The organism is Pseudomonas sp. D4-21 (assembly GCF_051132125.1).
Taxonomy (GTDB): Bacteria; Pseudomonadota; Gammaproteobacteria; order Pseudomonadales; family Pseudomonadaceae; genus Aquipseudomonas.
Map to the genome: position 1 here is coordinate 5,035,017 of NZ_CP071664.1, position 25,421 is coordinate 5,060,437.

26 protein-coding genes are annotated in these 25,421 nt (G+C 60.0%); 8 read left to right on the forward strand and 18 right to left on the reverse strand.

Annotation, left to right across the window (positions count from 1 at the left end; all coding sequences use genetic code 11):
• Window position 1 precedes the first annotated feature (1 nt).
• Window positions 2–1,093 carry an anhydro-N-acetylmuramic acid kinase gene (locus J3Q04_RS22790; protein ID WP_434609240.1) on the forward strand — a complete coding sequence of 364 codons (1,092 nt, stop codon included), beginning with the start codon at window positions 2–4 and terminating at the stop codon, window positions 1,091–1,093.
• A gap of 66 nt (window positions 1,094–1,159) precedes the next feature.
• Here J3Q04_RS22790 and erpA read toward each other — a convergent pair whose 3' ends face one another.
• Window positions 1,160–1,510 carry an iron-sulfur cluster insertion protein ErpA gene (gene erpA, locus J3Q04_RS22795; RefSeq protein WP_420764845.1) on the reverse strand — a complete coding sequence of 117 codons (351 nt, stop codon included), beginning with the start codon at window positions 1,508–1,510 and terminating at the stop codon, window positions 1,160–1,162.
• A 146-nt stretch (window positions 1,511–1,656) separates the two neighbouring features.
• Entirely contained in the window at window positions 1,657–2,691 is a 1,035-nt protein-coding gene (gene argC / locus J3Q04_RS22800) for an N-acetyl-gamma-glutamyl-phosphate reductase (protein ID WP_420764846.1), read from the reverse strand.
• A gap of 134 nt (window positions 2,692–2,825) precedes the next feature.
• Here argC and hemJ point away from each other — a divergent pair, with 134 nt between their 5' ends.
• The 6 genes from hemJ to coq7 all read left to right on the forward strand — a co-directional run bounded on the left by hemJ (window position 2,826) and on the right by coq7 (window position 7,253).
• A complete protein-coding gene (gene hemJ / locus J3Q04_RS22805; RefSeq protein ID WP_434562028.1) occupies window positions 2,826–3,257 on the forward strand; it encodes a protoporphyrinogen oxidase HemJ in 432 nt (143 codons plus the stop codon).
• Between the two features lie 32 nt (window positions 3,258–3,289).
• On the forward strand, window positions 3,290–4,258 hold the full coding sequence (locus J3Q04_RS22810) for an NAD(P)H-dependent flavin oxidoreductase (RefSeq protein WP_434609237.1): 969 nt from the start codon (window positions 3,290–3,292) through the stop codon (window positions 4,256–4,258).
• 42 nt (window positions 4,259–4,300) lie between these two features.
• A complete protein-coding gene (locus J3Q04_RS22815; protein WP_420764849.1) occupies window positions 4,301–5,260 on the forward strand; it encodes a DUF805 domain-containing protein in 960 nt (319 codons plus the stop codon).
• Window positions 5,261–5,322: 62 nt separating this feature from the next.
• The gene (locus J3Q04_RS22820; RefSeq protein WP_434609235.1) at window positions 5,323–6,111 is read left to right on the forward strand and encodes an SDR family NAD(P)-dependent oxidoreductase; all 789 of its coding nucleotides are present in this window, start codon (window positions 5,323–5,325) and stop codon (window positions 6,109–6,111) included.
• Window positions 6,112–6,192: 81 nt separating this feature from the next.
• Window positions 6,193–6,531 (forward strand): histidine triad nucleotide-binding protein, encoded by a 339-nt coding sequence (locus tag J3Q04_RS22825; protein WP_420764851.1) that lies wholly within the window; start codon window positions 6,193–6,195, stop codon window positions 6,529–6,531.
• 74 nt (window positions 6,532–6,605) lie between these two features.
• Entirely contained in the window at window positions 6,606–7,253 is a 648-nt protein-coding gene (gene coq7 / locus J3Q04_RS22830) for a 2-polyprenyl-3-methyl-6-methoxy-1,4-benzoquinone monooxygenase (protein ID WP_420764852.1), read from the forward strand.
• Window positions 7,254–7,334: 81 nt separating this feature from the next.
• On the opposite strand, the gene speD is transcribed toward coq7, so the two are convergent.
• Both speD and J3Q04_RS22840 read right to left on the reverse strand, forming a co-directional pair.
• A complete protein-coding gene (speD, locus tag J3Q04_RS22835; RefSeq protein ID WP_039590886.1) occupies window positions 7,335–8,129 on the reverse strand; it encodes an adenosylmethionine decarboxylase in 795 nt (264 codons plus the stop codon).
• Window positions 8,130–8,367: 238 nt separating this feature from the next.
• Entirely contained in the window at window positions 8,368–8,790 is a 423-nt protein-coding gene (locus J3Q04_RS22840; protein WP_008061600.1) for an OsmC family protein, read from the reverse strand.
• A 239-nt stretch (window positions 8,791–9,029) separates the two neighbouring features.
• On the opposite strand from J3Q04_RS22840, the gene crp reads away from it, so the two are divergent.
• Window positions 9,030–9,674 carry a cAMP-activated global transcriptional regulator CRP gene (gene crp, locus J3Q04_RS22845; protein WP_420764853.1) on the forward strand — a complete coding sequence of 215 codons (645 nt, stop codon included), beginning with the start codon at window positions 9,030–9,032 and terminating at the stop codon, window positions 9,672–9,674.
• On the opposite strand, the gene J3Q04_RS22850 is transcribed toward crp, so the two are convergent.
• The 14 genes from J3Q04_RS22850 to J3Q04_RS22915 all read right to left on the reverse strand — a co-directional run bounded on the left by J3Q04_RS22850 (window position 9,671) and on the right by J3Q04_RS22915 (window position 25,413).
• Complete coding sequence (locus J3Q04_RS22850) at window positions 9,671–10,363, reverse strand: lipoate--protein ligase family protein (protein ID WP_434609231.1); 693 nt, start codon at window positions 10,361–10,363, stop codon at window positions 9,671–9,673. The two genes, crp and J3Q04_RS22850, sit on opposite strands and share 4 nt — an antisense overlap.
• A gap of 2 nt (window positions 10,364–10,365) precedes the next feature.
• Window positions 10,366–11,202, reverse strand: coding sequence for an indole-3-glycerol phosphate synthase TrpC (gene trpC, locus J3Q04_RS22855; RefSeq protein ID WP_434609230.1), 837 nt, complete (start codon window positions 11,200–11,202; stop codon window positions 10,366–10,368).
• Entirely contained in the window at window positions 11,199–12,248 is a 1,050-nt protein-coding gene (gene trpD / locus J3Q04_RS22860; RefSeq protein ID WP_420764856.1) for an anthranilate phosphoribosyltransferase, read from the reverse strand. The genes trpC and trpD overlap by 4 nt, the downstream gene beginning before the upstream one ends.
• A gap of 9 nt (window positions 12,249–12,257) precedes the next feature.
• Entirely contained in the window at window positions 12,258–12,851 is a 594-nt protein-coding gene (locus J3Q04_RS22865) for an aminodeoxychorismate/anthranilate synthase component II (RefSeq protein WP_420764857.1), read from the reverse strand.
• Window positions 12,852–12,935: 84 nt separating this feature from the next.
• Complete coding sequence (trpE, locus tag J3Q04_RS22870) at window positions 12,936–14,417, reverse strand: anthranilate synthase component I (RefSeq protein ID WP_434609228.1); 1,482 nt, start codon at window positions 14,415–14,417, stop codon at window positions 12,936–12,938.
• 70 nt (window positions 14,418–14,487) lie between these two features.
• Window positions 14,488–15,306, reverse strand: coding sequence for a phosphoglycolate phosphatase (locus J3Q04_RS22875; RefSeq protein ID WP_434609226.1), 819 nt, complete (start codon window positions 15,304–15,306; stop codon window positions 14,488–14,490).
• Window positions 15,303–15,977: a ribulose-phosphate 3-epimerase gene (rpe, locus tag J3Q04_RS22880; protein WP_420764860.1), complete on the reverse strand. Its 675-nt coding sequence runs from the start codon at window positions 15,975–15,977 to the stop codon at window positions 15,303–15,305. Before rpe ends, J3Q04_RS22875 begins: the two co-directional genes overlap by 4 nt.
• 78 nt (window positions 15,978–16,055) lie before the next feature.
• The gene (locus tag J3Q04_RS22885; RefSeq protein WP_434562012.1) at window positions 16,056–17,204 is read right to left on the reverse strand and encodes an iron-containing alcohol dehydrogenase; all 1,149 of its coding nucleotides are present in this window, start codon (window positions 17,202–17,204) and stop codon (window positions 16,056–16,058) included.
• Between the two features lie 203 nt (window positions 17,205–17,407).
• Window positions 17,408–18,232, reverse strand: coding sequence for an ABC transporter permease (locus J3Q04_RS22890; RefSeq protein ID WP_420764862.1), 825 nt, complete (start codon window positions 18,230–18,232; stop codon window positions 17,408–17,410).
• Between the two features lie 12 nt (window positions 18,233–18,244).
• Entirely contained in the window at window positions 18,245–19,492 is a 1,248-nt protein-coding gene (locus J3Q04_RS22895; RefSeq protein WP_420764863.1) for an ABC transporter permease, read from the reverse strand.
• 225 nt (window positions 19,493–19,717) lie between these two features.
• Window positions 19,718–20,761 carry an ABC transporter substrate-binding protein gene (locus tag J3Q04_RS22900; protein WP_042730717.1) on the reverse strand — a complete coding sequence of 348 codons (1,044 nt, stop codon included), beginning with the start codon at window positions 20,759–20,761 and terminating at the stop codon, window positions 19,718–19,720.
• Between the two features lie 50 nt (window positions 20,762–20,811).
• Window positions 20,812–21,936, reverse strand: coding sequence for an ABC transporter ATP-binding protein (locus J3Q04_RS22905; RefSeq protein ID WP_420764864.1), 1,125 nt, complete (start codon window positions 21,934–21,936; stop codon window positions 20,812–20,814).
• Window positions 21,937–22,281: 345 nt separating this feature from the next.
• Complete coding sequence (locus J3Q04_RS22910) at window positions 22,282–22,959, reverse strand: response regulator (RefSeq protein ID WP_420764865.1); 678 nt, start codon at window positions 22,957–22,959, stop codon at window positions 22,282–22,284.
• A gap of 57 nt (window positions 22,960–23,016) precedes the next feature.
• Complete coding sequence (locus J3Q04_RS22915; protein ID WP_434609218.1) at window positions 23,017–25,413, reverse strand: PAS domain-containing sensor histidine kinase; 2,397 nt, start codon at window positions 25,411–25,413, stop codon at window positions 23,017–23,019.
• Between the last annotated feature and the right edge of the window lie 8 nt (window positions 25,414–25,421).

Below are 25,421 nucleotides of genomic sequence, written 5' to 3' on the forward strand. Positions count from 1 at the left end.
CATGGCGCTTTATATCGGTGTGATGTCCGGGACCAGCCTGGATGGCTTGGATATCGCACTGGTCGAACTGGACCCGGCGATCAAATTGATCGCCACCCACTACATCCCCATGCCCACCGCCCTGCGCACCGAGCTGCTCGAATTGTGCACCAGCGGGCCCGACGAGATTGCTCGCTCGGCGATTGCCCAGCAAAACTGGGTAAAGCTGGCCGCACAGGGCATACACGCCTTACTCAACGAACAGAAACTCAAGCCGGCGGACATCACGGCAATTGGCAGCCATGGCCAGACCATTCGCCATGAGCCGGCCCGTGGATTTACCGTGCAGATCGGCAATCCAGCATTGCTGACTGAGTTGACCGGCATCACCGTCGTTAGCGATTTCCGCAGCCGTGATGTGGCTGCTGGCGGACAAGGCGCCCCACTCGTTCCTGCGTTTCACGAGGCGCTGTTTGAAGAGCGAGTCGGAAATCGCGCCGTTCTGAACGTCGGCGGCTTCAGCAATCTCAGCCTGATAGAGCCCGCGAAACCCGTAGCCGGTTTCGACTGCGGTCCGGGGAACGTATTGCTCGATGCCTGGATACTTCAACAACGAGGCGAGCACTTCGATCGCGATGGCCAATGGGCCGCCAGCGGGAAAGTCGAACCAGTCCTGCTGAAGACCCTGCTCAGCGACCCGTTCTTCGTCACCAAGGGGCCGAAAAGCACTGGGCGTGAAGTCTTCAACTTGCCTTGGCTGACCCGGCATCTGTCGCAGCTGCCAGGCATCGCCCCGCAAGACGTACAGGCCACGCTGCTCGAACTCACTGCCCTGACGATTGTTGAATCACTGCAACATGCCCAGTCAAATACCCAAGAGTTGTTGGTCTGCGGCGGCGGCGCGCACAACCACACGCTCATGAAGCGCCTGGCTGACTTGCTGCCGCATGCTACCGTCAACAGTACTGCAGTTTACGGCGTTGATCCGGATTGGGTCGAAGCCATGGCCTTCGCCTGGCTTGCCCATTGCTGCCTTGGCGGTATTCCAGGCAATCGCCCAAGCGTCACAGGCGCCCGCGGCCTGCGCGTTCTCGGCGCTATCTACCCGGCCTGAGGTCAAAATTGCAGGCAACAAAAAACCGCAGTGCCGTAAGGCACCCGCGGTTTTTTTATGAAGCTATCAGATCGAGAATGAAGAGCCGCAGCCACAAGTAGTGGTAGCGTTTGGATTCTTGATCACGAAACGCGACCCTTCCAGGCCCTCCTGGTAATCCACCTCGGCCCCGGCCAGATACTGGAAGCTCATCGGATCGACCACCAGGCTCACGCCTTCGCGCTCGACAATGGTGTCATCCTCAGCCACTTCTTCATCAAAAGTGAAGCCGTACTGGAAACCTGAACAACCGCCGCCCGTTACAAATACGCGCAGCTTCAAACGATCATTGCCCTCTTCATCGACCAGGCTCTTCACCTTGTGCGCGGCACCTTGGGTGAATTGCAAAGCCGTGGGGGTGAAGGTTTCGACGCTCATGCTGAATATCCCCCGGCGCTTACGCCGCCATAATGCGTGATGGCGGGCATTATCCGCTTCTCCTACAAAATTGGTCAACTATTAGAAAAGCAACGGCAGCTACAAGCCCGAGCCTATAGCTGCCGCGGTGAAGCTTGCAGTTGCGGTTACGGCAACATCCCTGCGTGGGACAGGCCCAGGCGTTCATCCAGGCCGAACAGGATGTTCAGGTTCTGCACTGCCTGGCCGGACGCACCCTTGACCAAGTTGTCGATGACCGACAATACCACTACCAGGTCGCCATCCTGCGGACGATGCACGGCAATCCGGCAAACGTTCGCACCACGCACGCTGCGGGTCTCCGGGTGGCTGCCGGCGGGCATTACGTCGACAAACGGCTCATTGGCGTAACGCTTTTCAAACAACGCCTGCAGGTCCACCGAACGGTCGACGACGGTCGCATACAGGGTGGAATGGATACCACGTATCATCGGTGTCAGGTGCGGCACGAAGGTCAGGCCGACATCCTTGCCCGCTGCCCGGCGCAACCCTTGGCGAATCTCCGGCAGGTGGCGGTGCCCCTTCACCGCGTAGGCCTTCATGCTTTCCGACGTTTCGGAATACAGCGAACCGACACTGGCGCCACGCCCGGCACCGCTGACACCGGACTTGCAGTCGGCAATCAGCCGCGAGGTATCTGCAAGGCCGGCTTCCAGCAGCGGCAGGAACCCCAGTTGCGTTGCAGTCGGGTAGCAACCAGGGACAGCGATCAGCCGTGCCTGCCTGATTTTCTCCCGATTGACTTCCGGCAGCCCATAGACCGCCTCGTCAAGCAGCTCCGGCGCGCCGTGAGGCTGGCCGTACCACTTGGCCCATTCGTCGGCGTCCTGCAGGCGAAAGTCCGCTGACAGATCGATGACCTTGGTTCCGGCGGCGAGCAATTCGCCTGCCAGCGCGTGAGCCACGCCGTGGGGGGTGGCGAAGAACACCACATCGCAGGCGCCAAGGGTCTTGATATCCGGAACACTGAATGCCAGGCCATCATAATGACCACGCAGGTTCGGATACAGGTCGGCGACGGCCAGGCCGGCCTCGGATCGGGAGGTGATGACCACTACCTCAACCTGCGGATGCTGTGCCAGCAGACGCAGCAGTTCGACACCGGTGTAACCCGTGCCGCCGACAATACCGACCTTGACCATAGACCTGCCCTCAACGAACCCACTGGAAAGCCGTCGATGATAGGGGGCACGCGTCGCCGCGACAACCGCCAAGGTGACGTGTGGCCGCTCTAACCTCTACTATCGGCCTACCGTGAATCTGGGAATAACCAAAAATGCTCTATCTGTGGCTCAAAGCACTTCACATCGTCAGCATGGTCTGCTGGTTTGCCGGCCTGTTCTATCTGCCTCGCCTGTTTGTCTATCACGCCCAAAGCGAAGACAGCGTCAGCAAGGAACGCTTCAGCATCATGGAACGCAAGTTGTATCGCGGCATCATGGGTCCGGCGATGATCGCTACCCTGGTGTTTGGCATCTGGCTGCTCAGCCTTAACGCCGGCGCCTACTTCACTCAAGGCGGCTGGATGCACGCCAAGCTTACCCTGGTGGTATTACTGATCGGTTATCACCACATGTGTGGAGCCCAGGTGAAGCGCTTCGCCCGTGGCGAAAACACCCGCAGCCATGTCTTTTATCGCTGGTTCAATGAAATACCGGTCGTGATATTGCTGGCTATCGTAATTCTCGTCGTGGTCCGGCCGTTCTGATTTCAAACGCACACTGACCCGGGGTACCTCCAATGTCACTGCCCGCCTTGCTTGAACAACGTCTGCGGCTACCCGTCGTGGCAGCACCCATGTTTCTCATTTCCAACCCCCAATTGGTGCTGGCCTGCTGTCGCAACGGTGTAGTCGGCAGCTTTCCGGCCTTGAACCAACGCGAGAGCAGCGGCTTCAAGGCGTGGTTGGAAGAAATCGAAGCGGGCTTGGCCAATCTGGAAAAACCGGCCCCCTACGCGGTCAATCTGATCGTTCATAACAGTAATCCACGGCTTCAGGCCGACCTGGCGATCTGCATCGAACACAAGGTGCCGATCGTCATCACCAGCCTGGGCGCAGTGAAAGAACTGGTCGATGCGGTCCATGGCTATGGCGGACTGGTCTTCCACGATGTGACGACTCGCCGCCATGCCGAAAAAGCCGCCGAAGCAGGCGTCGACGGCCTGATTGCCGTCGCGGCCGGTGCGGGTGGGCATGCCGGGACCTGGAGCCCGTTCGCACTGGTTGCGGAAATCCGGCAATTCTTTGATAAAACCCTGCTACTCGCAGGATGCTTGAACCACGGCCATCAGATCCTGGCGGCTCAAATGCTCGGCGCGGATCTGGCCTACTTCGGAACGCGCTTTATCGGCACGATCGAAAGTCACGCGTCCGACGCTTATAAAGAGATGTTGCTCACATCCAAAGCCGCGGACATCGTGCATACTCCCGCTGTATCTGGAGTGCCGGCCAGTTTCATGCGCCAGAGCCTGGAAAGTGCCGGCTTCGACCTGGCCGCCCTGCAAGGCAAGGGTGCGTCGGGCTCCGATTCGAAACTCAAACCGCTCAATGATGAAGCCAAGGCCTGGAAAACCGTATGGTCCGCAGGTCAAGGCGTGGGCGAGATCGATGATTTGCCAAGCGTCGACCAACTGATCGCACGCCTGGATGAAGAATACCGCCAGGCGCAAGCGCGGGCGGCACAGCTTGGCGGCCAATGGCCCCGCTGAAACCAACCACAAATACAACTTGGAAAGACAAGGATGCCAGGCATGAGCGAAAACCGCTTCAACATTGTATTCGACGGGGCTTTGCTGCCTGGCGTCGATACAACTACCGCCAAGCTCAATCTCGCCGAACTGTTCAAAAGCGATGTCAGTGCCATAGAACGTCTGTTCAGCGGTCGCAAAGTGTCCCTGAAGCACAACCTCTCCCAGAATGAAGCGCAGCAGTATCTGGAAGCGCTCCATAAAACCGGGATCGATGCACGGATCGAAACGGAACCGTCCCTCCAACTGAACCTTGGCGAAGTGCAGGAATCGCCCCAGTCGAGTGCGCGTCATCCCGAGTCGGTGATCGACCCAGTCTCTCCCTACGCGCCTCCCCGGGCACAGGTAGGTGAAGCATTCGCCGAGTACGGCACGCTCAAGCCCTTCAGTTTCGAAGGCCGTATCGGGCGCCTGCGCTACCTGGCATGGACCATGGTTTTGACTCTGGCCGTCCTGCCGCTGGTCGGCCTGGGATTCTGGCTCGCCACGACCTGGCTCCTCGCTTCCGATTCGATAGCGGGGCTGATCGTCGGCGGCCTGGTCGCTGCCGTGGTTGTGCTGGCTTTTGCCTTCGTGAGTATCCAGTTCAACGTCCAGCGCCTGCATGACCTCGGCTGGTCAGGTTGGTTGTGGCTGATCAACCTCGTGCCTTTCGTGGGAAGTATTTTCCCGTTCATCCTCATCATCGCCCCGGGCAATACCGGCGCAAACCAATATGGCCCACCTCCGCCACGCAATACCACGGCAGTCAAAGTACTTGCGTCGCTCTGGCTGGTGATGATCGTGTTGATTTTCATGGCCACGTTTGCCGGCATCTTCGGAGCCCTCCAGGATTACGACAGCAGCGACGTAAGCAGCTATGAGAGCAGCGAATACAGCGACCAGAGCGCCGAAGAACCCGCCGTCGAGGCAGCCGAGCCCGCCTCGCCTTCTGTAGACTATCAAGAAGAAGAGGAACAATAAGCGTACTTCGTGCCGGTGACTGCCCCATCCACCGGCGCGAAGCCGTTGCGATGGAGAACTGCATGACCCGTTACGCTCTGATCACTGGCGCCTCCAGTGGTATCGGCCTGGCCATGGCCGAAGCACTGGCTCGGCGCGGGCGCAACCTGTTACTGGTAGCTCGACAGCGCGATCGGCTGGAAAGCACTGCGATCGAACTGACCCAACGATTTGGCGTGGAGGTTTTGTTTCGGGCCTGCGACCTGAGCGAGCCCCTGCGGCTTTCAGGTTTCCTGCTCGAGCTGGAGGAAGGTGAACGCCAGATCGACCTGCTGGTCAACTGCGCCGGCATCAGCACCTGCGGTCCGTTCCTGGGCCAGGACTGGATGACCGAGCAAGACCTGATCGAGGTGAACATCCTTGCCCTGACCCGCCTTTGTCATGCCGTAGGCAATAGCATGGCGTTGCACGGAGGCGGTCAGATTCTCAACGTTGCTTCTATCGCAGCGTTCCAGCCTGGCCCCTGGATGAGCACCTATCACGCCAGCAAAGCCTATGTATTGCACTTCTCCGAAGCCCTTCGAATAGAGCTGAAGAAATATGCAATCAACGTATCGGTACTTTGCCCAGGCCCCACCCAAACTGCCTTTTTTAGCAAGGCCCAGCCCGACGGGAAGACGCTGCGCAGCACTAGCAACTCGATGCCCCCTGAAGAGGTCGCGCTGTACGCCGTCCGTGCACTGGAAAGAAACCGGGCCATCATCATTCCTGGGCGCCGCAATCGCTGGATTGCCCTGCTGCCACGACTCGGGCCGCGCTGGCTGGTTCGAATCCTCGCCGGCAGATCCAACAGAGCCTGTTACGCACGTTGAAGCCCCTTCCCCTGAAAAACCCGGGCTCGATGACCGAGCCTTCAGTAAACTTGGCTCAAACAACTCAACGGAGAAACAGCTGTGGATACTCTGTTTACCAAGATCATCAACCGGGAAATCCCGGCCAGGATCATTTACGAGGATGATCAGGTCCTGGCCTTCCATGACATTGCCCCACAGGCTCCGGTGCACTTCCTGGTCATTCCGAAAAAGCCGATCCGAACCCTCAACGAACTGACCGAGGAAGACAAGGGACTGGCCGGGCACATCCTGTTCACCGCCCAGCGCCTGGCGCTCGAACTTGGCTGCGAGGAAGGCTTCCGCGTGGTGATGAACTGTAATGAACTTGGCGGGCAGACTGTCTATCACATCCATATGCACGTGCTGGGACAGCGCCAGATGAACTGGCCGCCGGGTTGATACCCTGTTCCAACGCAAATCCTCAGCGGCCGATTGAGTTAGACTGGCCGCCGTGATTTTTTCCGGAGGTAAGCATGACTACCCAACGTCACTACTCGCCCATTGACCGTCTGTTGCTGCAGGCCGATACCGCGATGCGCACGCTGCTGCCTTTCAGTGGCCAACCGTACCGCCCATCACCGGCAATCGTGCAGCCGGAAGTGCAGATGAGCGATGAAGAGACTCGCCATGTCGCTGGGCTGATGCGCATCAACCACACCGGCGAAGTGTGCGCCCAGGCCCTATACCAGGGCCAGGCGCTGACGGCGAAACTGCCGCAGGTCCGGGAGGCGATGGAACAGGCCGCCGAGGAAGAAATCGATCACCTGGTCTGGTGCGAGCAACGTATCCACCAACTGGGAAGCCACACCAGCGTGCTGAATCCCTTGTTCTACGGCATGTCTTTCGGGATCGGCGCAGTCGCCGGGTTGATCAGCGACAAGGTCAGCCTCGGATTCGTAGCGGCAACCGAACATCAAGTGTGCAAGCACCTGAACGAACATTTGCAGCAATTGCCGGCCGAGGACGAAAAGTCCAGGGCGATTCTCGAACAGATGCGCCAGGACGAAGAACATCATGCTGAAAGCGCGCTCGATGCAGGCGGCTTCCGATTCCCGGCCCCCGTCAAATTCGGCATGAGCTTGTTGGCCAAAGTGATGACCAAGAGCACCTATCGGATCTGACAGCGGACGCGGAACCAAACCTTCAAAACCAAAAAAGGCGACTGTCCATTCAGGGCAGTCGCCTTTTTTTCAGCCGAAACCTTAGCGCGGCATGTTGCGCGCGTAGAAGATCTCCAGCATTTCGTGTTTCACGCGCTCTTCCACCTGGCCACGCTGTTCGATGGACAGGTTGCTGGTAGCGTCACCGAACAGGTAGTTGTCCAGTTCGAAGTCCTTGAGGAGCATTTTCGTGTGGAACAGGTTCTCCTGATACACGTTCACGTCGGTCATCTGGTACGCGTCGCGAGTGTCTTCGGAGAGGTAGTTCTGGATCGAGTTGATTTCATGATCGATGAAGTGCTTGTGCCCTTCCACGTCCCGGGTAAACCCACGCACACGATAATCCACCGTCACAATGTCGGAATCGAACTGGTGAATCAGGAAGTTGAGCGCCTTGAGCGGTGAAATGACGCCACAGGTCGACACATCAATGTCCACTCGGAACGTCGCGATACCGTCCACCGGATGAATTTCCGGGTAGGTGTGTACCGTGATGTGGCTCTTATCGAGGTGGGCCAGGATAATTTCAGGCAACGGGCCCGGCGACTCTTCGATCTGGCTGTCGGTCGGTGTCACCGGCTCTTCCGAGATCAGAATGGTCACGCTGGCGCCTTGGGGTTCATAGTCCTGACTGGCGATGTTCAGGATGTTGGCACCAATGATATCGACAACTTCCGTGAGGATCTGCGTGAGGCGCTTGGCGTTGTACTCTTTATTGATGTACTCGACGTAGGCCTGTTGGTCTTGCGGGGTTTCCGCATAGCAGATGTCATAGATGTTGAAGCTCAAGGTCTTTGTCAGGTTATTGAACCCATGGAGCTTGAGTTTGCTTTTCACCGTTTGAAAACTCTCTGTGTATTGCGGCCTGGCCGCGTGATCAAGCATGCCCGTCAGATGCGAACGACGCACCTGCGTAGGACGGTTAACACCTCTTCGCGATGGCGATTTTGGTTGTCTGTCCAGACAAGTGAGCGGCCTCTGGCCGATCACTGCCCTGAAAAAAGTGGCGCATTATGCAGACGTCAGCTTCTGATCGCCAGAGCTTGCACCGCTTTTGTGATGGTTGGATGTCGATTTAACCCAACTCGATGATTTCATAATCATGGGTGATTTCGACGCCTGCCGCACCGAGCATGATCGAGGCCGAGCAGTATTTCTCCGCCGACAGCTCAATGGCGCGCTTGACCTGGGCCTCCTTCAACCCTCGGCCCTTTACTACAAAATGCATATGGATCTTGGTGAACACCTTTGGATCCTCGGTCGCGCGCTCGGCTTCCAGAAAAGCTTCGCAGCTTTCCACTGCCTGGCGCGACTTCTTGAGGATGCTGACCACGTCGAAATTACTGCAGCCACCCACACCCAGCAGAAGCATTTCCATTGGTCGAACACCCAGGTTCCGACCTCCGGCATCCGGCGGGCCGTCCATGACAACTACATGACCACTGCCCGACTCACCGAGGAACATGGCTTCGCCAGCCCATTGGATGCGTGCCTTCATCGCCAAGACTCCACTGTCAAAAAAAGGGGGCGCCAGCTTAGCACAGGCCCCCGTCATGGCAGCGGTCGCCTGGGGTTACTTGGAGCTGATACAGCTAAGTAAATTCTCGAATCAATTTTGAACGCCTCTGTTAAGCTGGCGCCCAATCGCTGGCGTATGGCCAGCTTTTTTTTGCGAAAGCTATTCGCACCCACAACAACACCAAACCAACACAAAGCGCAGTTTTCCGGGACACAACCATGGTTGCTATTACTCCCACGTCCAAGATCAAGAATCTCGACAAACTCTTGATGCATTGCCAGCGTCGCCGTTACCCCGCCAAGCACAACATCATCTGCGCAGGTGATCGTTCCGACACGCTGTTTTTTATCATCAAGGGCTCGGTCACTATCCTGATTGAAGATGACGATGGGCGAGAGATGATCATCGCCTACCTCAATTCAGGGGATTTTTTTGGCGAGCTAGGGTTGTTCGAACAGGCGGGGAAAGAGCAGGAACGCAGTGCCTGGGTGAGAGCCAAGGTCGAATGCGAAGTTGCGGAAATCAGTTACGGCAAGTTCCGGGAACTGTCGCAGCAAGACCCGGACATCCTTTACGTCCTAAGTGGACAAATCGCACAGCGCTTGCGCAACACCACTCGCAAGGTCGGCGACCTCGCCTTCTTTGATGTAACAGGCCGCGTTGCCCGCTGCCTCCTGGAACTGTGCAAGCAACCCGACGCCATGACTCATCCGGACGGCATGCAGATCAAGGTGACCCGCCAGGAAATCGGTCGGATCGTGGGCTGTTCGCGGGAAATGGTCGGCCGGGTACTCAAGGATCTGGAAGAACGTAACCTGGTCAATGTCAAAGGCAAGACCATGGTGGTGTTCGGAACCCGCTAAAGGCTGTCGAGCAAGTTCTGATAGAGCGTTTGGAGCCGTTCCAGCGCGTGAGGCGCCGGGTATTTTTCATGGAGGGCGATGTGGCTCTCGGCGCGCACGCGCTGCTCCAGGCCACACGCCTCATTGAAACGATTGACCGCGTCCACCATGCAGTCGCGTTCGTCTTCCAGCAACAACGCGCCATGCACCAGCCCTACAGGCCGTTGCCCGCCCTTGCTCTGGCGCCAGCGCTGCGCAGTGCCGACCATTTTGCGACCGTCAAGATTGACATTGAAGCGCCCGTCACAAAACGCGCCCTCCACTTCACCCAGCGAAGCGACCCCGCCCAACTCATCGAGCAACTGGCAGATGGGATCGCACAAGCGGCGGTAAGCGGTTTCGATCCGACCGTGGTCACCCTCGCTTCGCGGTGGTGCGTAGACCAACGCGATATTGACGGTGGCAGCGGATTGAGGCACCGGCTCACCGCCGGTCTCACGCAACAGCACGGGCCACCCATTGGCGGCCGATACTTCACAAGCCAGCTCGAAGCCAGGCAAGCGGCTCAAGCGCCGCGGCATGACCAACGCGCGGTCGCTGGGCTGCCAGAACAGCAAGCCGGACTCAGCGTCCCCGGCGCAGATGCTGGCCAGCAGATCCTGTTCGGCTTGGAGTCCGTTTTCAACGGTGAAGGCTATGGCTGGAGGCATCATCAGTCCAGCGTCGAGCCGCTCACCGGAACGCCGCGCTCAGGGAAAAACAACCGCTGCAATTCCGTGCCCGGGCTTTCAGCCCGCATGAACGCCTCGCCCACCAGGAACGAATACACATCGCTGACTTCCATCAACTCGACATCGGCCCGGTTGAGGATGCCGCTCTCGGTGATGACCAGCCGATCACGGGGGATCCGTGGCAACAGGTCCAAGGTCGTCTCCAGGCTGACTTCAAAGGTGTGCAGGTTGCGGTTGTTCACGCCAACCAGTTTGGTGTCCAACGTCTTGAGGGCACGCTCCAGCTCGTCGCCATCATGAACTTCCACCAGCACATCCAGGCCAACGTCCTTGGCGACCGCAGCCAACTCGGCCATCTTCACGTCGTCCAGGGCAGAGACGATCAACAGCACGCAATCGGCGCCCAACGCTCGCGCCTCGACGATTTGATACGGATCGATCATGAAGTCCTTGCGAATGACCGGCAACTTGCATGCCGCCCGAGCCTGTTTGAGGTAATCGTCCGCGCCTTGGAAAAAATCGATATCGGTCAGCACCGAAAGGCAGGTCGCGCCGCCTTTCTCGTAGCTCTTGGCAATGTCGGCCGGAACAAAATGCTCCCGGATCACGCCCTTGCTGGGGGAAGCTTTTTTGATCTCGGCGATTACCGCCGGTTGCTTTCTCTTCGCCTGGTCGATCAATGCCTGGGCAAAGCCACGTGGCGCGTCCGCCAAACGTGCGAGGGCTTCAAGCTCGGTCAGACTGACCCGGGCACTGCGCTCGACGACTTCCTGCCTTTTGCGGGCCAGAATGTTTTCCAGAACCGTTGGCACGCTCATCCTTCATTCTCCACTTTGAATACGGCGGTAAATGCGCCCAATTCTTCCAGTTTTTCCCTGGCCAGCCCGGTGTGCAATGCATCGTGGGCGAGCTCTACGCCTTGCTTGAGGCTGCTGGCGTGATCAGCGGCGTACAACGCGGCACCCGCGTTGAGCATGATCATTTCCGCCGCTTTCTGGCCATTCTCCGTTTTACGACGTCCCAGGGCATCGCGGATCAACTCCAGCGACTGGGCCGGTCCATCCACCGCCAGGCCATGCAGGCTCTGGCTCTTCATGCCCAGGTCTTCAGGTTCGACCCAATATTCAGTGATCTGATCGTTTTTCAGCTCAGCCACGAAGGTCGGCGCGGCGAGACTGAACTCATCCAGGCCATCCTTGGAATGGACCACCAATACGTGTTTACTGCCCAGGCGCTGCAGGACCTCGGCCAAGGGGCGGCACAGCGCCTGGCTGAACACCCCGACGACCTGGTGCTTCACGCCGGCCGGATTCGTAAGCGGGCCGAGCATGTTGAACAGCGTGCGCAGTCCCAGTTCACGGCGCGGTGCCGCCGCGTGCTTCATGGCGCTGTGGTGGGTCTGGGCAAACATGAAACCGATGCCGACGCTATCGATACACCGGGCCACCTGGACTGGCGTCAGGTTCAGGTAGATACCGGCGGCCTCCAGCAAGTCGGCGCTGCCGCTCTTACCCGAGACAGCGCGATTGCCGTGTTTGGCGACGGTGCAGCCGGCTGCCGCAACCACAAACGCCGAGGCCGTGGAAACGTTGAAGATGTTGGCGCCATCGCCCCCCGTACCCACGACATCCACCACGCCGTCCAGCGTCTTGAGTTCAACTTTGTCCGCCAATTCACGCATGGTCGTGACTGCACCGACGATCTCGTCGATGCTCTCGCTCTTCATGCGCATGGCCATCATGAACGCGCCGATCTGCGCATCCGTGCATTGGCCGGTCATGATTTCGCGCATTACGTCGCGCATTTCATCGGTGCTCAGGTCGAGCTGGCCGACGATACGGTTCAGGGCTGCCTTGATATCCATGAAAAGTCCTTAGCGCGTGCCGCCGCTTTGTTTGAGGAAGTTGGCGAACAGCTCGTGGCCCTGCTCTGTGAGGATAGACTCGGGGTGGAATTGCACACCCTCAATATTTAACGTCTTGTGTCGCAGTCCCATGATCTCGTCCACCGAGCCGTCTTCGCGCTGGGTCCAGGCGGTCAATTCCAGGCAATCAGGCAAGGTTTCGCGCTTGACGACCAGGGAATGGTAGCGAGTGACCGTAAGCGGATGATTCAGGCCTTCGAATACGCCCTTGTCTTGGTGGAACACCGGGCTGGTCTTGCCATGCATGACTTGCCGGGCGCGCACGACGTCGCCACCGAACGCCTGGCCGATGGACTGGTGGCCCAGGCAGACACCGAGGATCGGCAATTTGCCGGCGAAATACTTGATGGCCTCGATGGATACGCCCGCTTCGGTCGGCGTGCACGGGCCGGGCGAGACCACGATACGTTCGGGCTTGAGGGCCTCGATCTCGGCGATGGTCAGCTCGTCGTTGCGCACCACCTTGACCTCGGAGCCCAGCTCGCCGAGGTATTGCACAACGTTGTAGGTAAAGGAGTCGTAATTATCGATCATCAGCAACATGGCGTAGCAACCTTTGGATTCACTGACTTTAAATACGGCCTCGGGGCGCGAAAAGCTCCGGGCCACAGGTTGTCGGGGAGCAATTCAGTTGCCTGAAGTCTGCTCCGCCAACGCCACGGCGCGGAACATCGCCCGACGCTTGTTCAAGGTTTCTTCCCACTCCAACGCAGGCACAGAGTCGGCGACAATGCCACCGCCCGCCTGTACATGCAGTTCGCCGTTCTTGATGACCGCGGTACGAATGGCGATGGCCGTGTCCATGTTGCCGTTCCAGGCGAAATAACCCACCGCGCCGCCGTACACACCGCGCTTGACCGGTTCCAGCTCGTCGATGATTTCCATCGCCCGGATTTTCGGCGCGCCAGACAAGGTGCCCGCCGGCAGGATCGCCCGCAACGCATCCATGGCCGTCAATCCGGCCTTCAACTGGCCGGTGACGTTGGACACGATGTGCATCACGTTGGAATAGCGCTCGATGACCATTTTCTCGGTGAGCTTCACCGAACCCACTTCCGATACCCGCCCGGTGTCATTGCGGCCAAGGTCGATCAGCATCAGGTGTTCGGCAATTTCCTTGTCGTCCGACAGCAGGTCTTCTTCCAGAGCCCGATCCGCTTCTTCCGTGGCGCCGCGAGGACGAGTGCCGGCAATCGGACGCACGGTGATCAGGTTGTCTTCGACTCGCACCAGCACTTCCGGCGAACTGCCCACGACGTGGAAGTCGCCGAAATTGAAGAAGTACATATAGGGTGTGGGGTTGAAGCAGCGCAGCGCCCGGTAGAGGTCGATAGGCGCGGCCTTGAAGTCGATGGACATCCGTTGCGACGGCACGACTTGCATGCAATCGCCGGCGAGGATGTATTCCTTGATGGTATCGACGGCCCGTTCGTAATCGTCCTGCGTGAAGCTGGAGCGGAACACCGGGTCGGTTGCCGACTGCTTGCTGAAATCCAGGCCTGGGCGTGGCGTGATCGGCTGGCGGAGTTTTTCCAGCAGCGCCTGCAGGCTTTTCTGACCTTGCTCGTAGGCATCTTCCTGAGACGGATCGGCCAGGACGATCGCGTGCATCTTGCTCGCCAGGTTATCGAAGACGACAACCGCATCGGAGACCATCAACAGGATGTCCGGTACGCCCAACGGATCAGGGTTGGGACAAGTGCCGAGGCGCTTCTCCACATAGCGCACGCAGTCGTAGCCGAAATAACCCACCAGACCGCCGTTGAAACGGGGCAGGCCGGGGATGGTCGGCACGTTGTAGCGAGCCTTGAAGGTCTCGACGAACGCCAGCGGGTCTTCGGCTTCGAGGCTTTCGATCTCAACGCCGTCCTGGGTCACGCTGATTTGATGGCCATGCACCCGCAACACGGTGCGACACGGCAAGCCGATGATGGAATAACGGCCCCATTTCTCACCGCCCTGCACCGATTCGAGCAGATAGGAGTTGGGCTGGTCAGCCAGCTTGAGATAGATCGACAACGGCGTGTCGAAGTCGGCCAGGGTTTCGCAGGCGAGCGGGATGCGGTTGTAGCCGGCAGCGGCTAGACGCAGGAATTCTTCGCGGATCATGGGGTGCCTCGTGGCAAGAGGAGCTGTCAGTCAGGTATGCAAACGCGCCGGATAACCGGCCAGGAACAAGTCAGGCGCGCCAACGCCAGCGGGCCAAGGCCTTCATGACTTTCATCCAGAGTTTGCGAGTGACCACCACGATGGCGTTTCCAGAAGAGGATTGAACAGCGTCGGGCAACGTTATCTCAGCGGCCGGGTCCAGGCAACCGGGAATTAACAGGCGCAAATCATCGATCACCAGTGTCGGAAACTCTTCGGCGATCGGCCGGCCGTGGTTGTAGCCATAACTCAGCGCCACGCATTTGACTCCGGCCGCCTTTGCCGCCAGCACATCACTGCGCGAGTCGCCGACGAACAGCGATTGGGAAGCCGGGACATTGGCCATTTTCATCACGAAGAACAGCGCGGCCGGGTCTGGCTTTTTCTGCGGCAGGGTGTCGCCGCCGATGATCCAGCGAAAATATCGGCCGATTTTCATCTGGTCCAGCAGCGGCGCGACGAAGCGTTCCGGCTTGTTGGTGATCAACGCCATTTCCACGCCTTGCTTGTGCAGCCATTTGAGCGTGGAACGCACTCCGGGATAGACCACGGTCAGTTCGTGGTTGCCTTCGTAGGCTTCGTTGAAAAGCTCCATCGCCCGCTCGGCCTCGGCTTCATCGACGCCCTGGGCATCGATGTGGTTGGCCAGGGCCCGGCGCACCAGCATGGGCGCGCCGTTGCCAACCCATTGGCGAACCGCGTCGATACCAGCGGGGGGACGTCCAAGTTTGAGCAGCATGCTGTCCACGGCTGCCGCGAGGTCCGGGACCGAATCAACCAGCGTGCCATCGAGGTCGAACATCACCAGGCGCGGCAGGCTGCCGGGAAACAGCTGCTCGAAACCGCTCATGGGCGCGCCAGGGCCAATTCGGCGCGCATTTTCTCAATGACCTCTTTGTAGTCGGGCGCATTGAAGATCGCCGAACCGGCGACAAAGGTGTCGGCGCCGGCCGCGGCGATTTCGCGGATGTTGTTCACGTTCACGCCACCGTCGATCTCCAGCCGGATGTCGCGCCCCGAGGCATCGATCAGCGCCCGGGCTTCGCGCAGCTTGTCGAGGGTGCCCGGGATGAACTTCTGCCCGCCGAAGCCGGGGTTGACGCTCATCAGCAAGACCATGTCGACCTTGTCCATCACGTATTTGAGTACATCCAAGGGCGTTGCCGGGTTGAACACCAGGCCAGCCTTGCAGCCACCTTCGCGGATCAACTGCAAGGAGCGGTCGACATGCAACGAGGCTTCCGGGTGGAAGGTGATATAGGTCGCGCCTGCCTCGATGAAATCACCGACGATGCGATCCACCGGGCTGACCATCAGGTGCGCGTCGATCGGCGCGGTGATGCCGTACTTGCGCAGCGCCGCGCAGACCATCGGGCCGATGGTCAGGTTGGGTACGTAATGGTTGTCCATGACATCGAAGTGCACGATGTCGGCCCCGGCGGCCAGAACGTTGTCCACTTCTTCGCCCAAGCGGGCGAAGTCGGCGGAGAGAATCGACGGAGCAATAGCGAAGGGCTGCATGACGCACCTGTTTTGAGCGAAATCACGATGGCGCGCATTGTATACCTCAAGATTTGGCGCGCCCACCGTGGCAGACGATCAATACGCCGCGCGGTAGATCTTCTCGATATCGGCGGCGCTCAGTTGCCGCGGGTTGTTGCGCATCAGCCGCTCTATCCCCGCAGCCTCCGCTGCCATGGACGGGATCACATCCTCGGTCACGCCCAAGCCGCTGAGCCCTGAGGGGATTTCAACGGCGGCACACAACGCAACCATGGCTTGCACCGCCTCGTCCGCGGCTTCGAGGTCGCTCAGATGGGCGGTCTTGATGCCCATGGCGTCGGCGATGTCTCGCATGCGTTCGACACAGGCCATTTTGTTCCACGCCATGACATAAGGCAGCAGCAACGCGTTGGCCACACCATGGGATACATGGAACCGCCCGCCCAGCGGATAAGCCAGCGCGTGCACGGCCCCCACCCCGGCATTGCCGAACGCCATGCCCGCCATCAGGCTTGCGGTGGCCATGTCTTCGCGGGCTTGCAGGTGCGAAGGGTTGGCGTAGGCCTTGGGCAGTGCGCGGGTGATCAGTTTGATTGCGCCGATGGCCAGGGCATCGGTGATCGGTGAAGCATTGAGCGACAGGTAGGACTCGATCGCGTGCACCAGCGCATCGACACCGCTGGCGGCGGTCACCCCCCGCGGGCAGGTGAGGGTCATTTGCGGGCTGACCAGCGCCACGTCCGGCAACAGGTAATCGCTGACGATGCCTTTCTTCAGCTGTGCAGCCTTGTCGGAGAGGATCGCCACGTTCGTGACTTCCGACCCGGTACCGGCCGTGGTAGGGATGGCGATCATCGGCGGGCCTTTGCGCGGCACCTGATCGACGCCGAACATGTCTTGCAGTTCGCCGTGATAACCGGCATAGACGCCCACGCACTTTGCGATATCGATGGCACTGCCGCCACCCAGGCCGATCAGGCCGTCATGGCCACCGTCGCGGTAGGCTTGCATGCAGTCTTCGACGATGGCGATTTCCGGGTCCGGCATGACCCGGTCGAAAATCTCGTAGTCGCGGCCGCCAAGATGCTGCAGCGCCAACTCCACGGTGCCGGACTTCACCAGCGCCGCATCGGTCACGATCAGCGGGTTGTCGACATCCAACCGCGTCAGTTCCGCCGCCAGTTGCTCGATGGCAGCGGCACCGGTGATCAGTTTGTGGGCGATCTTGAACGAGGAAAGACTCATGTGCGCGGCCTCTTGCTCGAGAGTGGGCTGGCACAAGGATAGCTCGGTATGGCGGGTTGTCTGTTATTCAGCGTGTGAATGCCCCAACGAATCCCAATGTGGGAGCGAGCCTGCTCGCGAAGCGGAGTGTCAGCCGACATAAACGTTGAATATGCCACCGCATTCGCGAGCAGGCTCGCTCCCACACTGCTTTACCGCAATTCTCAGACCTGGGTAGTACGCAGCTTCTCGCTGCGCCCACGCAACCACTCCAGGGTCAGCAACAGGATCACCGAGAAGGCGATCAGCAGCGTTGCTGCCGCCGCGATGGTGGGGCTGAGGTTTTCACGGATGCCGCTGAACATCTGCCGAGGCAACGTCGCCTGCTCCGGCCCCGCCAGGAACAGAGTCACCACCACTTCATCGAACGACGTCGCGAAGGCGAACAGCGCGCCGGAAATGACGCCCGGGGCGATCAACGGCAAGGTCACCCGGCGAAACGCCGTCAATGGCGACGCTCCGAGGCTGGCGGCAGCCCGGACCAGGTTGTGGTTGAAGCCCTGCAAGGTCGCCGAAACGGTGATGATGACAAACGGTACGCCCAGCACAGCGTGGACGACGATCAGTGAAAAGAAGCTGTTACCCATTCCCAACGGCGCGAAGAACAGGTAGCTGGCCACGCCGATGATCACCACCGGCACCACCATGGGCGAAATCACCAGGGCCATCACCAGCGCCTTGCCCGGGAAGTCGCCACGGGTCAGTCCGATAGCGGCCAATGTGCCGAACACCATCGCCAACAGCGTCGCTGCCGGGGCGACGATGATGCTGTTCTTCAAGGCCCGCATCCATTCCGCCGAAGCGAAGAAGTCGTGGTACCACTGCAGCGAAAAGCCCTGCAACGGGTAAACCAGGAAGCTGCCGGAGTTGAACGACAACGGAATGATCACCAGCACCGGCAGGATCAGGAACAACAGGATCAGCCCGCAGAGTATGCGCAAGCTGTAGAACCACACCCGTTCGACGGGGGACATGTAAGGACTCAGCATTTCGATCTCCCCTTAGCTCAGGCGCAGGCGACTGGCGCCCACCAGCCAGCTGTAAATCAGATAAAGCACGATGGTCGCCAGCAACAGCAGGCCGCCGAGCGCCGTGGCCATGCCCCAGTTGATGCTGGTGTTGGTGTAGAACGCGACGAAGTAGCTGACCATCTGGTCGTTCGGGCTGCCCAGCAGCGCTGGGGTGATGTAGTAGCCGATGGCGAGAATGAACACCAACAGGCAACCGGCACCGACACCTGCGTAGGTCTGCGGGAAGTACACCCGCCAGAAACTGGCGAACGGGTGGCAACCCAGGGAAATCGCCGCGCGCATGTAGGTGGGCGAGATACCCTTCATCACGCTGTAGATCGGCAGGATCATGAACGGCAGCAGGATGTGGACCATGGAGATGTACACACCGACGCGGTTGAACACCAGTTCCAAAGGTTTATCGATGATGCCCATGGCCATCAAGGCGCTGTTGATCAAGCCTCCCGATTGCAGCAGCACGATCCACGCCGCCACACGCACCAGGATCGAGGTCCAGAACGGCAGCAGCACCAGAATCATCAACAGATTGCTCTGGCGCGACGGTAGGTTCGCCAGTAGATAAGCCAACGGATAGGCGAGCACCAGGCAAATGGCGGTAATGACCAGGCCCATCCAGAAGGTGCGGGTAAAAATGTCCAGGTAGATCGCCTGGTCGGGAGTGGCCGGCGCGAGTTCACCGAGATCGTCAATGCGATGGTCGACCGCCGCGAGCAGGTAGTACGGCGTGACGTCGCTGGTGTTGCGGCGGATCACCTGCCAATAGGCCGGGTCACCCCAACGTTCGTCGAGGCCTTCGAGCGCTTCTTTATAGGAAGCCGGTTCGGCAGCGAACGGCAGCGCCCTGGCAGTCTTGGTCAGGAGGCTGCGATAGCCGGCCAGTTCCATGTTCAATCGTTTGGACAGGTCGCCCAAAGTCTGATTTTTCCGGGCTTCGGCCAGGTCCTCGCTGGCTGCCTTGTAAACAGGCTCGCCTGGCAATCCACGTCCATCCCAGGCGGCGACCGCAGCCACGGTGCGCGGCATTGCGTTGACCACTTCCGGGTTGCTGACGCTTTTGAACAACAGCGCGACGATGGGCACCAGGAACACCAGCAACAGAAACAGCACCAACGGCGCGATCAAGGCCTGGGCCTTCCAGCGGTTGACCCGCTCGGCGCGCTTGAGCCGCTGCTTTAGGGTGGGGCTGGTGCCCGCGTTCAGTGGAACGGCGATGGCCATGGCGAACTCCGCAAATCTTTTTATCGTTACAGGGGCGGCGGGCCGCCTCTGTTCTTTTGAAACCACAACCTGGACGTACGCGTGATCGTGGCGAGGGAGCTTGCTCCCGCTGGGCCGCGAAGCGGCCCCAAAAATGTCGGCAATGCCTATCTCGTGAGTGCTACGCACTCAAGCGGGAGCAAGCTCCCTCGCCACAAAAAGCCTCGCCTCCCAGGAAGACGTGGGTTACTTCGCCGCCCAGGAGTTGAAGCGCTGTTCCAGTTGCTCGCCGTTGTCAGCCCAGAAGCTCACGTCGATCTGCACTTGGTTGGCAATGTTCTCCGGAGTGGTCGGCATGTCTTTCAGGACATCCTTGGCCAGCAACGGAACAGCCTGGGTGTTGGCCGGGCCGTAGGCGATGTTTTCCGAGTAGGTCTTCTGCTGCTGTGGCGCCACAGAGAAGGCGATGAATTTCTTCGCCGCTTCTGCGCGCGTCTTGTCCAGGCCACGAGGAATAGCCCAGGCGTCGAAGTCGTAGATGCCGCCGTTCCACACCACTTTCAGGTTGCTTTCTTTCTGCACCGCGGCGATCCGGCCGTTGTAGGCCGAGCTCATGACAACGTCACCGGAAGCGAGGTATTGCGGCGGTTGGGCACCAGCTTCCCACCATTGGATGTTCGGCTTGAGTTCGTCCAGCTTCTTGAAGGCGCGGTCCTGGCCATCTTTACCAGCCAGCACTTTGTAGACGTCTTTGGGCGCCACGCCGTCGGCCATCAAGGCAAATTCCAAGGTGTACTTCGCGCCCTTGCGCAGGCCACGCTTGCCCGGGAACTGCTTGGTGTCCCAGAAATCAGCCCAGCTGGTCGGCGCGGTTTTCAGCTTATCGGCGTTGTAGGCCAGCACGGTCGACCAGACGAAAAAGCCCACGCCGCAAGGCTGGATGGCGCCCTTGACGTAGTCTTCGGTCTTGCCGAACAAGGCCGGATCGAGCTGCTCGAACATGTCCTCGTCGCAGCCACGGGACAATTCCGGCGACTCGACTTCCACCAGGTCCCACGAGACGCTCTTGGTATCGACCATGGCCTTGACCTTGGCCATTTCGCCGTTGTACTCGCCCGCCACAATCTTGCCATTGCCGGCCGCTTCCCACGGTGCGTAAAAGGCTTTGACCTGAGCCGCCTTGTTCGCCCCGCCGAAAGACACCACGGTCAGGTCCGGGCCCGCCGCCATCGCGCTTGCCGCACCCATCATGCCCAATGTCAGGGCTGTGAACTTCAAGGATCTCAACATTTATTGTTCTCTCCACGTGCAGGGTTGGTGTTGGTACAGCAGGGGGGCGATCAGTTCGCCTCTAAAAGGGGATCGAGCGCGCGCACATGCTCGACTTGCCAGCCAAGCGGAACCACGTCCCCGACGGCGAGCGCGGGATCGAGCTCGGCAATGGGCTGTTTTACGAAGAAGTCGTTCTTGCCGCAGACCTCCAGGCGAACCCGGACGTGGTCGCCCAGGTAGATGAATTCCGCCACCCTCCCTGAAAAGCGGTTGACGCATTGTTCGCTGGAGCCGTTGAGGCTCACCCGCTCCGGCCGGATCGAGAGCGTGACCGGCTCGCCAGGCTGGCCGACATTGACGGCCAGGGCCTCGACTTTCTCACCGCGCCCCAACTCCACCAGGCAGCGATCGCCGGTCTGGCTGTGCAGGCGGCCGTTGAGGCGGTTGTTTTCGCCGATGAAGTTGGCGACGAAGGTGTTTTTCGGTTCTTCGTACAGTGTGCGCGGCGGGGCGATCTGCTGGATCTCGCCCTGGTGGAACACGGCCACACGGTCGGACATGGTGAGGGCTTCGCCCTGGTCGTGCGTCACGTAGACCACGGTGACGCCGAGGCGCTGGTGCAGGTGCTTGATTTCCATCTGCATGTGTTCGCGCAGCTGTTTGTCCAATGCACCAAGGGGTTCGTCCATCAAGACAAGTTGCGGCTCGAACACCAGCGCCCGGGCCAGGGCCACGCGCTGCTGCTGGCCACCGGACAATTGCGCCGGATAACGCTGGGCGAAGGTTTCCAGCTGGACCATGCTCAAGACTCGCTTGACCCGATCACCGACGTCGCTCTTGTTCAAGCCGCGAACGGTCAACGGGAAGGCCAGGTTCTCGGCGACGGTCATGTGGGGAAACAACGCGTAGTTCTGGAACACCATGCCGATGTCGCGCTTATGAGGCGGCACGTTGTTGATGGAACGGCCAGCCAGCAGGATTTCACCGGCGGTCGGAGTCTCGAAACCGGCGAGCATCATCAGGCTGGTGGTCTTGCCGGAGCCGGAAGGTCCGAGGAGGGTCAGGAATTCGCCTTTGCGAATGTCCAGGTTGAGGTCTTTGACGATCAGGTTCTCGCCGTCGTAGCTCTTTTGCACACCACGAAAGCTGACCAGCACATCACTGGCCCCCGCGCTTGAATCGACCTGGCTCATACCCGCACCTTTTGTATTGATGACTGCTTGTGAGTCCAAGCCTAGTGGAGCCCGGGACCCGCGCAAATCGGGCCGCAGGAGAGAATCGCCTCAGCCGGATGGAAGAGTCGGGGTAGGGATTTCCCTACACGGGTGGCGGGATTGGATAAGTGCAATGGCAAGTTTCAAGCAGCGAGCTGCAAACCGGGGCAAACGCTGTGCTGGGGCGTGTCGCAAATGGATATGCCAACACAAACCCTGTGGGGGCGAGCTTGCTCGCGATGGCGGTCTGTCAGCTACCTATGCGCTGTATGGTCCGACGCTATCGCGAGCAAGCTCGCTCCCACAAGGGGACGATGGTGGGATTCAGAGCAACTTGTGCTCCATCGCGTATTTCACCAGTTCCGCCAGCGAGGTGATGTTGAGTTTCTGCATCAGCCGCGCCTTGTGGGTACTGATGGTCTTGCTGCTCAGGGCCAGTTGCTGGGCAATGTCGTTGACATTGGCGCCTTGGGCGAGGCGTTCGAAGACTGAGAACTCGCGCTCCGACAATAGGGAATGCAGCGGTCGGGTGTCGGTCAGGCCCACTTCGAAGACCATGCGGTCGGCCAGGTCCGGGTCGATGTAGCGTCCGCCGGCAGCGACTTTTCGAATCGCCATGAGCAGCAATGCCGGGTCGCTGTCCTTGGTGGCGTAGCCGGCGGCGCCGACCTTAAGGGCGCGAGCCGCCATTTGCGCTTCGTCATGCATGGACAACACCAGGATGGCCGGCGGGTTGTTCAACGCCCGGATCCGTGGGATCGCCTCCAGGCCGTTGACGCCCGGCATGGAAATATCCAGCAGCACGACTTCGCAGGGCACGTGCCGCAGGGTCTCGAGCAGTTGTTCGCCATTGCTCGCCTCCCCCGCCACCACCAGATCCTTGGCCAGGCCGATCAACTGCTTGATCCCTTCGCGGACGATGGTGTGGTCTTCGGCTACCAGTACACGGATCACATTGTTCTCCAGATTCAGAATCTCATCGCGAGCAAGCTCGCGTAACATTAATCCATGTGGGAGCGAGCTTGCTCGCGATGCGGTCACCCCGGATAACCACTCCCGTCATGCCTCACCCAACGGCACGCGCACCGACAAGGTCGTCCCCTCCCCCGGCTCGCTGTCCAGAGTCAACTGTCCGCCCATGATCAACACACGCTCACGCATGCCAACCAAACCAAAGGACGTTGGCCTACTGGCGTCGGCAATGAATCCTACACCGTCATCGCTGACCGTCAGGCATAGATGGCCGCCTTCCTGGGTCAGCGTCAGTTCCACAGTATGCGCCTGGGCGTGGCGCATCACATTGGTCAGCGCTTCCTGGAGAATCCGGAACAGACCGATGGCCTTCGCGTCGCTCAACGGTGGCAAGTTGTCAGGCACCTGCACCAGGCACGGGATATGGGTACGCGCCTCGAAGCGCCGTGCCTGCCATTCAATGGCCGAAGCGATACCGGCATCCAGGATAGGTGGGCGCAACGCTGTGGCCACGTCTCGCACCAGTTGAAACAGCTGGGCGATCAAGCGCTTCATGCTGTTGAGCCGCTCCTGCAGGCCAGGATCCAGCTGCGCGTAGGCCAATTCGCACATGGAAGTCTCCAGCTTCAGCACCGTCAGCATCTGGCCCAGCTCGTCGTGGACCTCCCGGGCAATACGTGCTTTTTCTTCCTCTCTTACGCTTTCCAGGTGCGCCGACAACTCACGCAACTGTTCACGCGAGCTGGCCAGCTCCAGTTCGATGCGCTTGCTTTCAGTGATGTCCCAGACGATACCGTCCCAGACGTAGGCGCCATCCTCGAGACGACGTGTGATTGCCTTGATCTCGGCCCAGCGTTGCTGCCCTTCGCGCGTCAGGATGCGGCCTTGCCATGACCAGTCGCTGTCACTGTCCAGCGCCTGGTCCTGGGTGCGGTGGTAATCGGCCTTGTCGTCCGGATGGACCAGGCTGCGCAGACCGGTATCACTGCGGGCCAAAGTCGCCGGGGAGTAGCCCACCAGGCTTTCGCTGCCTTCGCTGATGTAGGCAAAGTCGATTTGTCCAGTCACCGGAGCCCGCTCCAGTCGAAAGACCAACCCCGGCACGTTCGCCGCGATGCCTTGCAGGCGCGCCTCGCTTTCACGCAAAGCCGCCAATGCGCGTCGGCGCTCCGTCACGTCGTTTAGGTAGACGACCAGGTATTCGGCATCGCGAAAACGCAGGAAGCTCAGGGAAACGTCGGCCGGCAGGATGCTACCATCGGCGCGCACACATTCGGTCTCGAAACTCTGCGGCCCGTCTTCACTGGCTCGGGCGCGCTTCCACAAATTCAACCAACGGTCCATGTGCAAGCCCGGCTCGAAATCGATCAGCGGGCGGTCGATGATCCCGCCCGGGCCGTAGCCCAGCATGGTTTCGGCGGCGCGGTTGGCGTAGCGCACATGGCTGTCCCAGTTGACCCAGAGGATGCCGACCGTACTTTGATCGATGGAAAACTGCGTCAGCCGCAAGGCTGCTTCGCTGGCGGTGCGTTGGGCGATGTCCTCTCGCGCGGCACGCAACCGGCGCTCCAGTCCACGTTGCTGGCGGCGTTGCCAAGACACGGTGGCCACGCTGGCGAGCAGCAATGCCAGCAACAGCAAGGTCAGGTTCTGCCAGAAACCCGGAGTTTCGGTCAGGCGCGGGTATTTCGGCTTGAGCCAACGACTGTGCAGTTGCTCAAGTTCCTTGGCCGGGATGGCTTGCAGCCCCTTGTCGATAATTTCGGCCAACTGGGGCCAGTCCCGGCGCGTGGCGACCCGTAGCAACTGTGGCGACCCAATATCGCCCACCACCGCCAGTTCCGAGAACTCGGGCTCGACCATCAACCGTCCCAGCTGCGCCTCATCGACCACCGCGAACCGGGCCTGCTGGGTCAGCAACAATTGCAGCGCCTCGCGCTCCATCGGCACCCCTTGCAGGTTCAACGCTGGGTAATTGCTGCGCAGATAATCCGCCGTGGCGCTGGGCATGCGCACCGCAACGCGGACCTGGCCGTCGAGCTTCTCCAGCTCCACGCCCTCGGCGCTTTTCTGCGCGCCGACGATCAATTGCGGCACTCGCATGTAAGGGTCGGAAAACTGCCAGAGCCTGAGCCCGACCGGGGTTTGGGTCAGGCCGGGCGCGACATCGATTTCGCCGTCACGTACCGCTGCTTCCAGCTGCGCGACGTCTTGGAAATTGCGCCAGGTCAACTCGACGTTCAACGTCTTGCCCAGCCATTGCATCAACTCGACATGGGTACCGGACAACCGCTGTAAACGCCGATCGTATTGTGCATAGGGGGCCTGCAATACCACGCCGACCCGCAGCTGTTGATGTTGCGTCAGCCATTGACGCTGTTCCGCACTCAGTTGCACGCCATGAACCTGCGGCGCAGGCGCAGCCCAAGCCATCAAGGGAAGCCATAAACAGCCGATAACCCACAGGCAGCAATAACGCATCATCGAAGTCT

Excerpts from the sequence above, each read along its gene's own strand:
- J3Q04_RS22790 (WP_434609240.1), top strand. The coding sequence starts at position 2 with ATGGCGCTTTATATCGGTGTGATGTCCGGGACCAGCCTGGATGGCTTG.
- erpA (WP_420764845.1), bottom strand. The coding sequence starts at position 1,510 with ATGAGCGTCGAAACCTTCACCCCCACGGCTTTGCAATTCACCCAAGGT.
- argC (WP_420764846.1), bottom strand. The coding sequence starts at position 2,691 with ATGGTCAAGGTCGGTATTGTCGGCGGCACGGGTTACACCGGTGTCGAA.
- hemJ (WP_434562028.1), top strand. The coding sequence starts at position 2,826 with ATGCTCTATCTGTGGCTCAAAGCACTTCACATCGTCAGCATGGTCTGC.
- J3Q04_RS22810 (WP_434609237.1), top strand. The coding sequence starts at position 3,290 with ATGTCACTGCCCGCCTTGCTTGAACAACGTCTGCGGCTACCCGTCGTG.
- J3Q04_RS22815 (WP_420764849.1), top strand. The coding sequence starts at position 4,301 with ATGAGCGAAAACCGCTTCAACATTGTATTCGACGGGGCTTTGCTGCCT.
- J3Q04_RS22820 (WP_434609235.1), top strand. The coding sequence starts at position 5,323 with ATGACCCGTTACGCTCTGATCACTGGCGCCTCCAGTGGTATCGGCCTG.
- coq7 (WP_420764852.1), top strand. The coding sequence starts at position 6,606 with ATGACTACCCAACGTCACTACTCGCCCATTGACCGTCTGTTGCTGCAG.
- J3Q04_RS22840 (WP_008061600.1), bottom strand. The coding sequence starts at position 8,790 with ATGAAGGCACGCATCCAATGGGCTGGCGAAGCCATGTTCCTCGGTGAG.
- crp (WP_420764853.1), top strand. The coding sequence starts at position 9,030 with ATGGTTGCTATTACTCCCACGTCCAAGATCAAGAATCTCGACAAACTC.
- J3Q04_RS22850 (WP_434609231.1), bottom strand. The coding sequence starts at position 10,363 with ATGCCTCCAGCCATAGCCTTCACCGTTGAAAACGGACTCCAAGCCGAA.
- trpC (WP_434609230.1), bottom strand. The coding sequence starts at position 11,202 with ATGAGCGTGCCAACGGTTCTGGAAAACATTCTGGCCCGCAAAAGGCAG.
- trpD (WP_420764856.1), bottom strand. The coding sequence starts at position 12,248 with ATGGATATCAAGGCAGCCCTGAACCGTATCGTCGGCCAGCTCGACCTG.
- J3Q04_RS22865 (WP_420764857.1), bottom strand. The coding sequence starts at position 12,851 with ATGTTGCTGATGATCGATAATTACGACTCCTTTACCTACAACGTTGTG.
- trpE (WP_434609228.1), bottom strand. The coding sequence starts at position 14,417 with ATGATCCGCGAAGAATTCCTGCGTCTAGCCGCTGCCGGCTACAACCGC.
- J3Q04_RS22875 (WP_434609226.1), bottom strand. The coding sequence starts at position 15,306 with ATGAGCGGTTTCGAGCAGCTGTTTCCCGGCAGCCTGCCGCGCCTGGTG.
- rpe (WP_420764860.1), bottom strand. The coding sequence starts at position 15,977 with ATGCAGCCCTTCGCTATTGCTCCGTCGATTCTCTCCGCCGACTTCGCC.
- J3Q04_RS22885 (WP_434562012.1), bottom strand. The coding sequence starts at position 17,204 with ATGAGTCTTTCCTCGTTCAAGATCGCCCACAAACTGATCACCGGTGCC.
- J3Q04_RS22890 (WP_420764862.1), bottom strand. The coding sequence starts at position 18,232 with ATGCTGAGTCCTTACATGTCCCCCGTCGAACGGGTGTGGTTCTACAGC.
- J3Q04_RS22895 (WP_420764863.1), bottom strand. The coding sequence starts at position 19,492 with ATGGCCATCGCCGTTCCACTGAACGCGGGCACCAGCCCCACCCTAAAG.
- J3Q04_RS22900 (WP_042730717.1), bottom strand. The coding sequence starts at position 20,761 with ATGTTGAGATCCTTGAAGTTCACAGCCCTGACATTGGGCATGATGGGT.
- J3Q04_RS22905 (WP_420764864.1), bottom strand. The coding sequence starts at position 21,936 with ATGAGCCAGGTCGATTCAAGCGCGGGGGCCAGTGATGTGCTGGTCAGC.
- J3Q04_RS22910 (WP_420764865.1), bottom strand. The coding sequence starts at position 22,959 with ATGTTACGCGAGCTTGCTCGCGATGAGATTCTGAATCTGGAGAACAAT.
- J3Q04_RS22915 (WP_434609218.1), bottom strand. The coding sequence starts at position 25,413 with ATGATGCGTTATTGCTGCCTGTGGGTTATCGGCTGTTTATGGCTTCCC.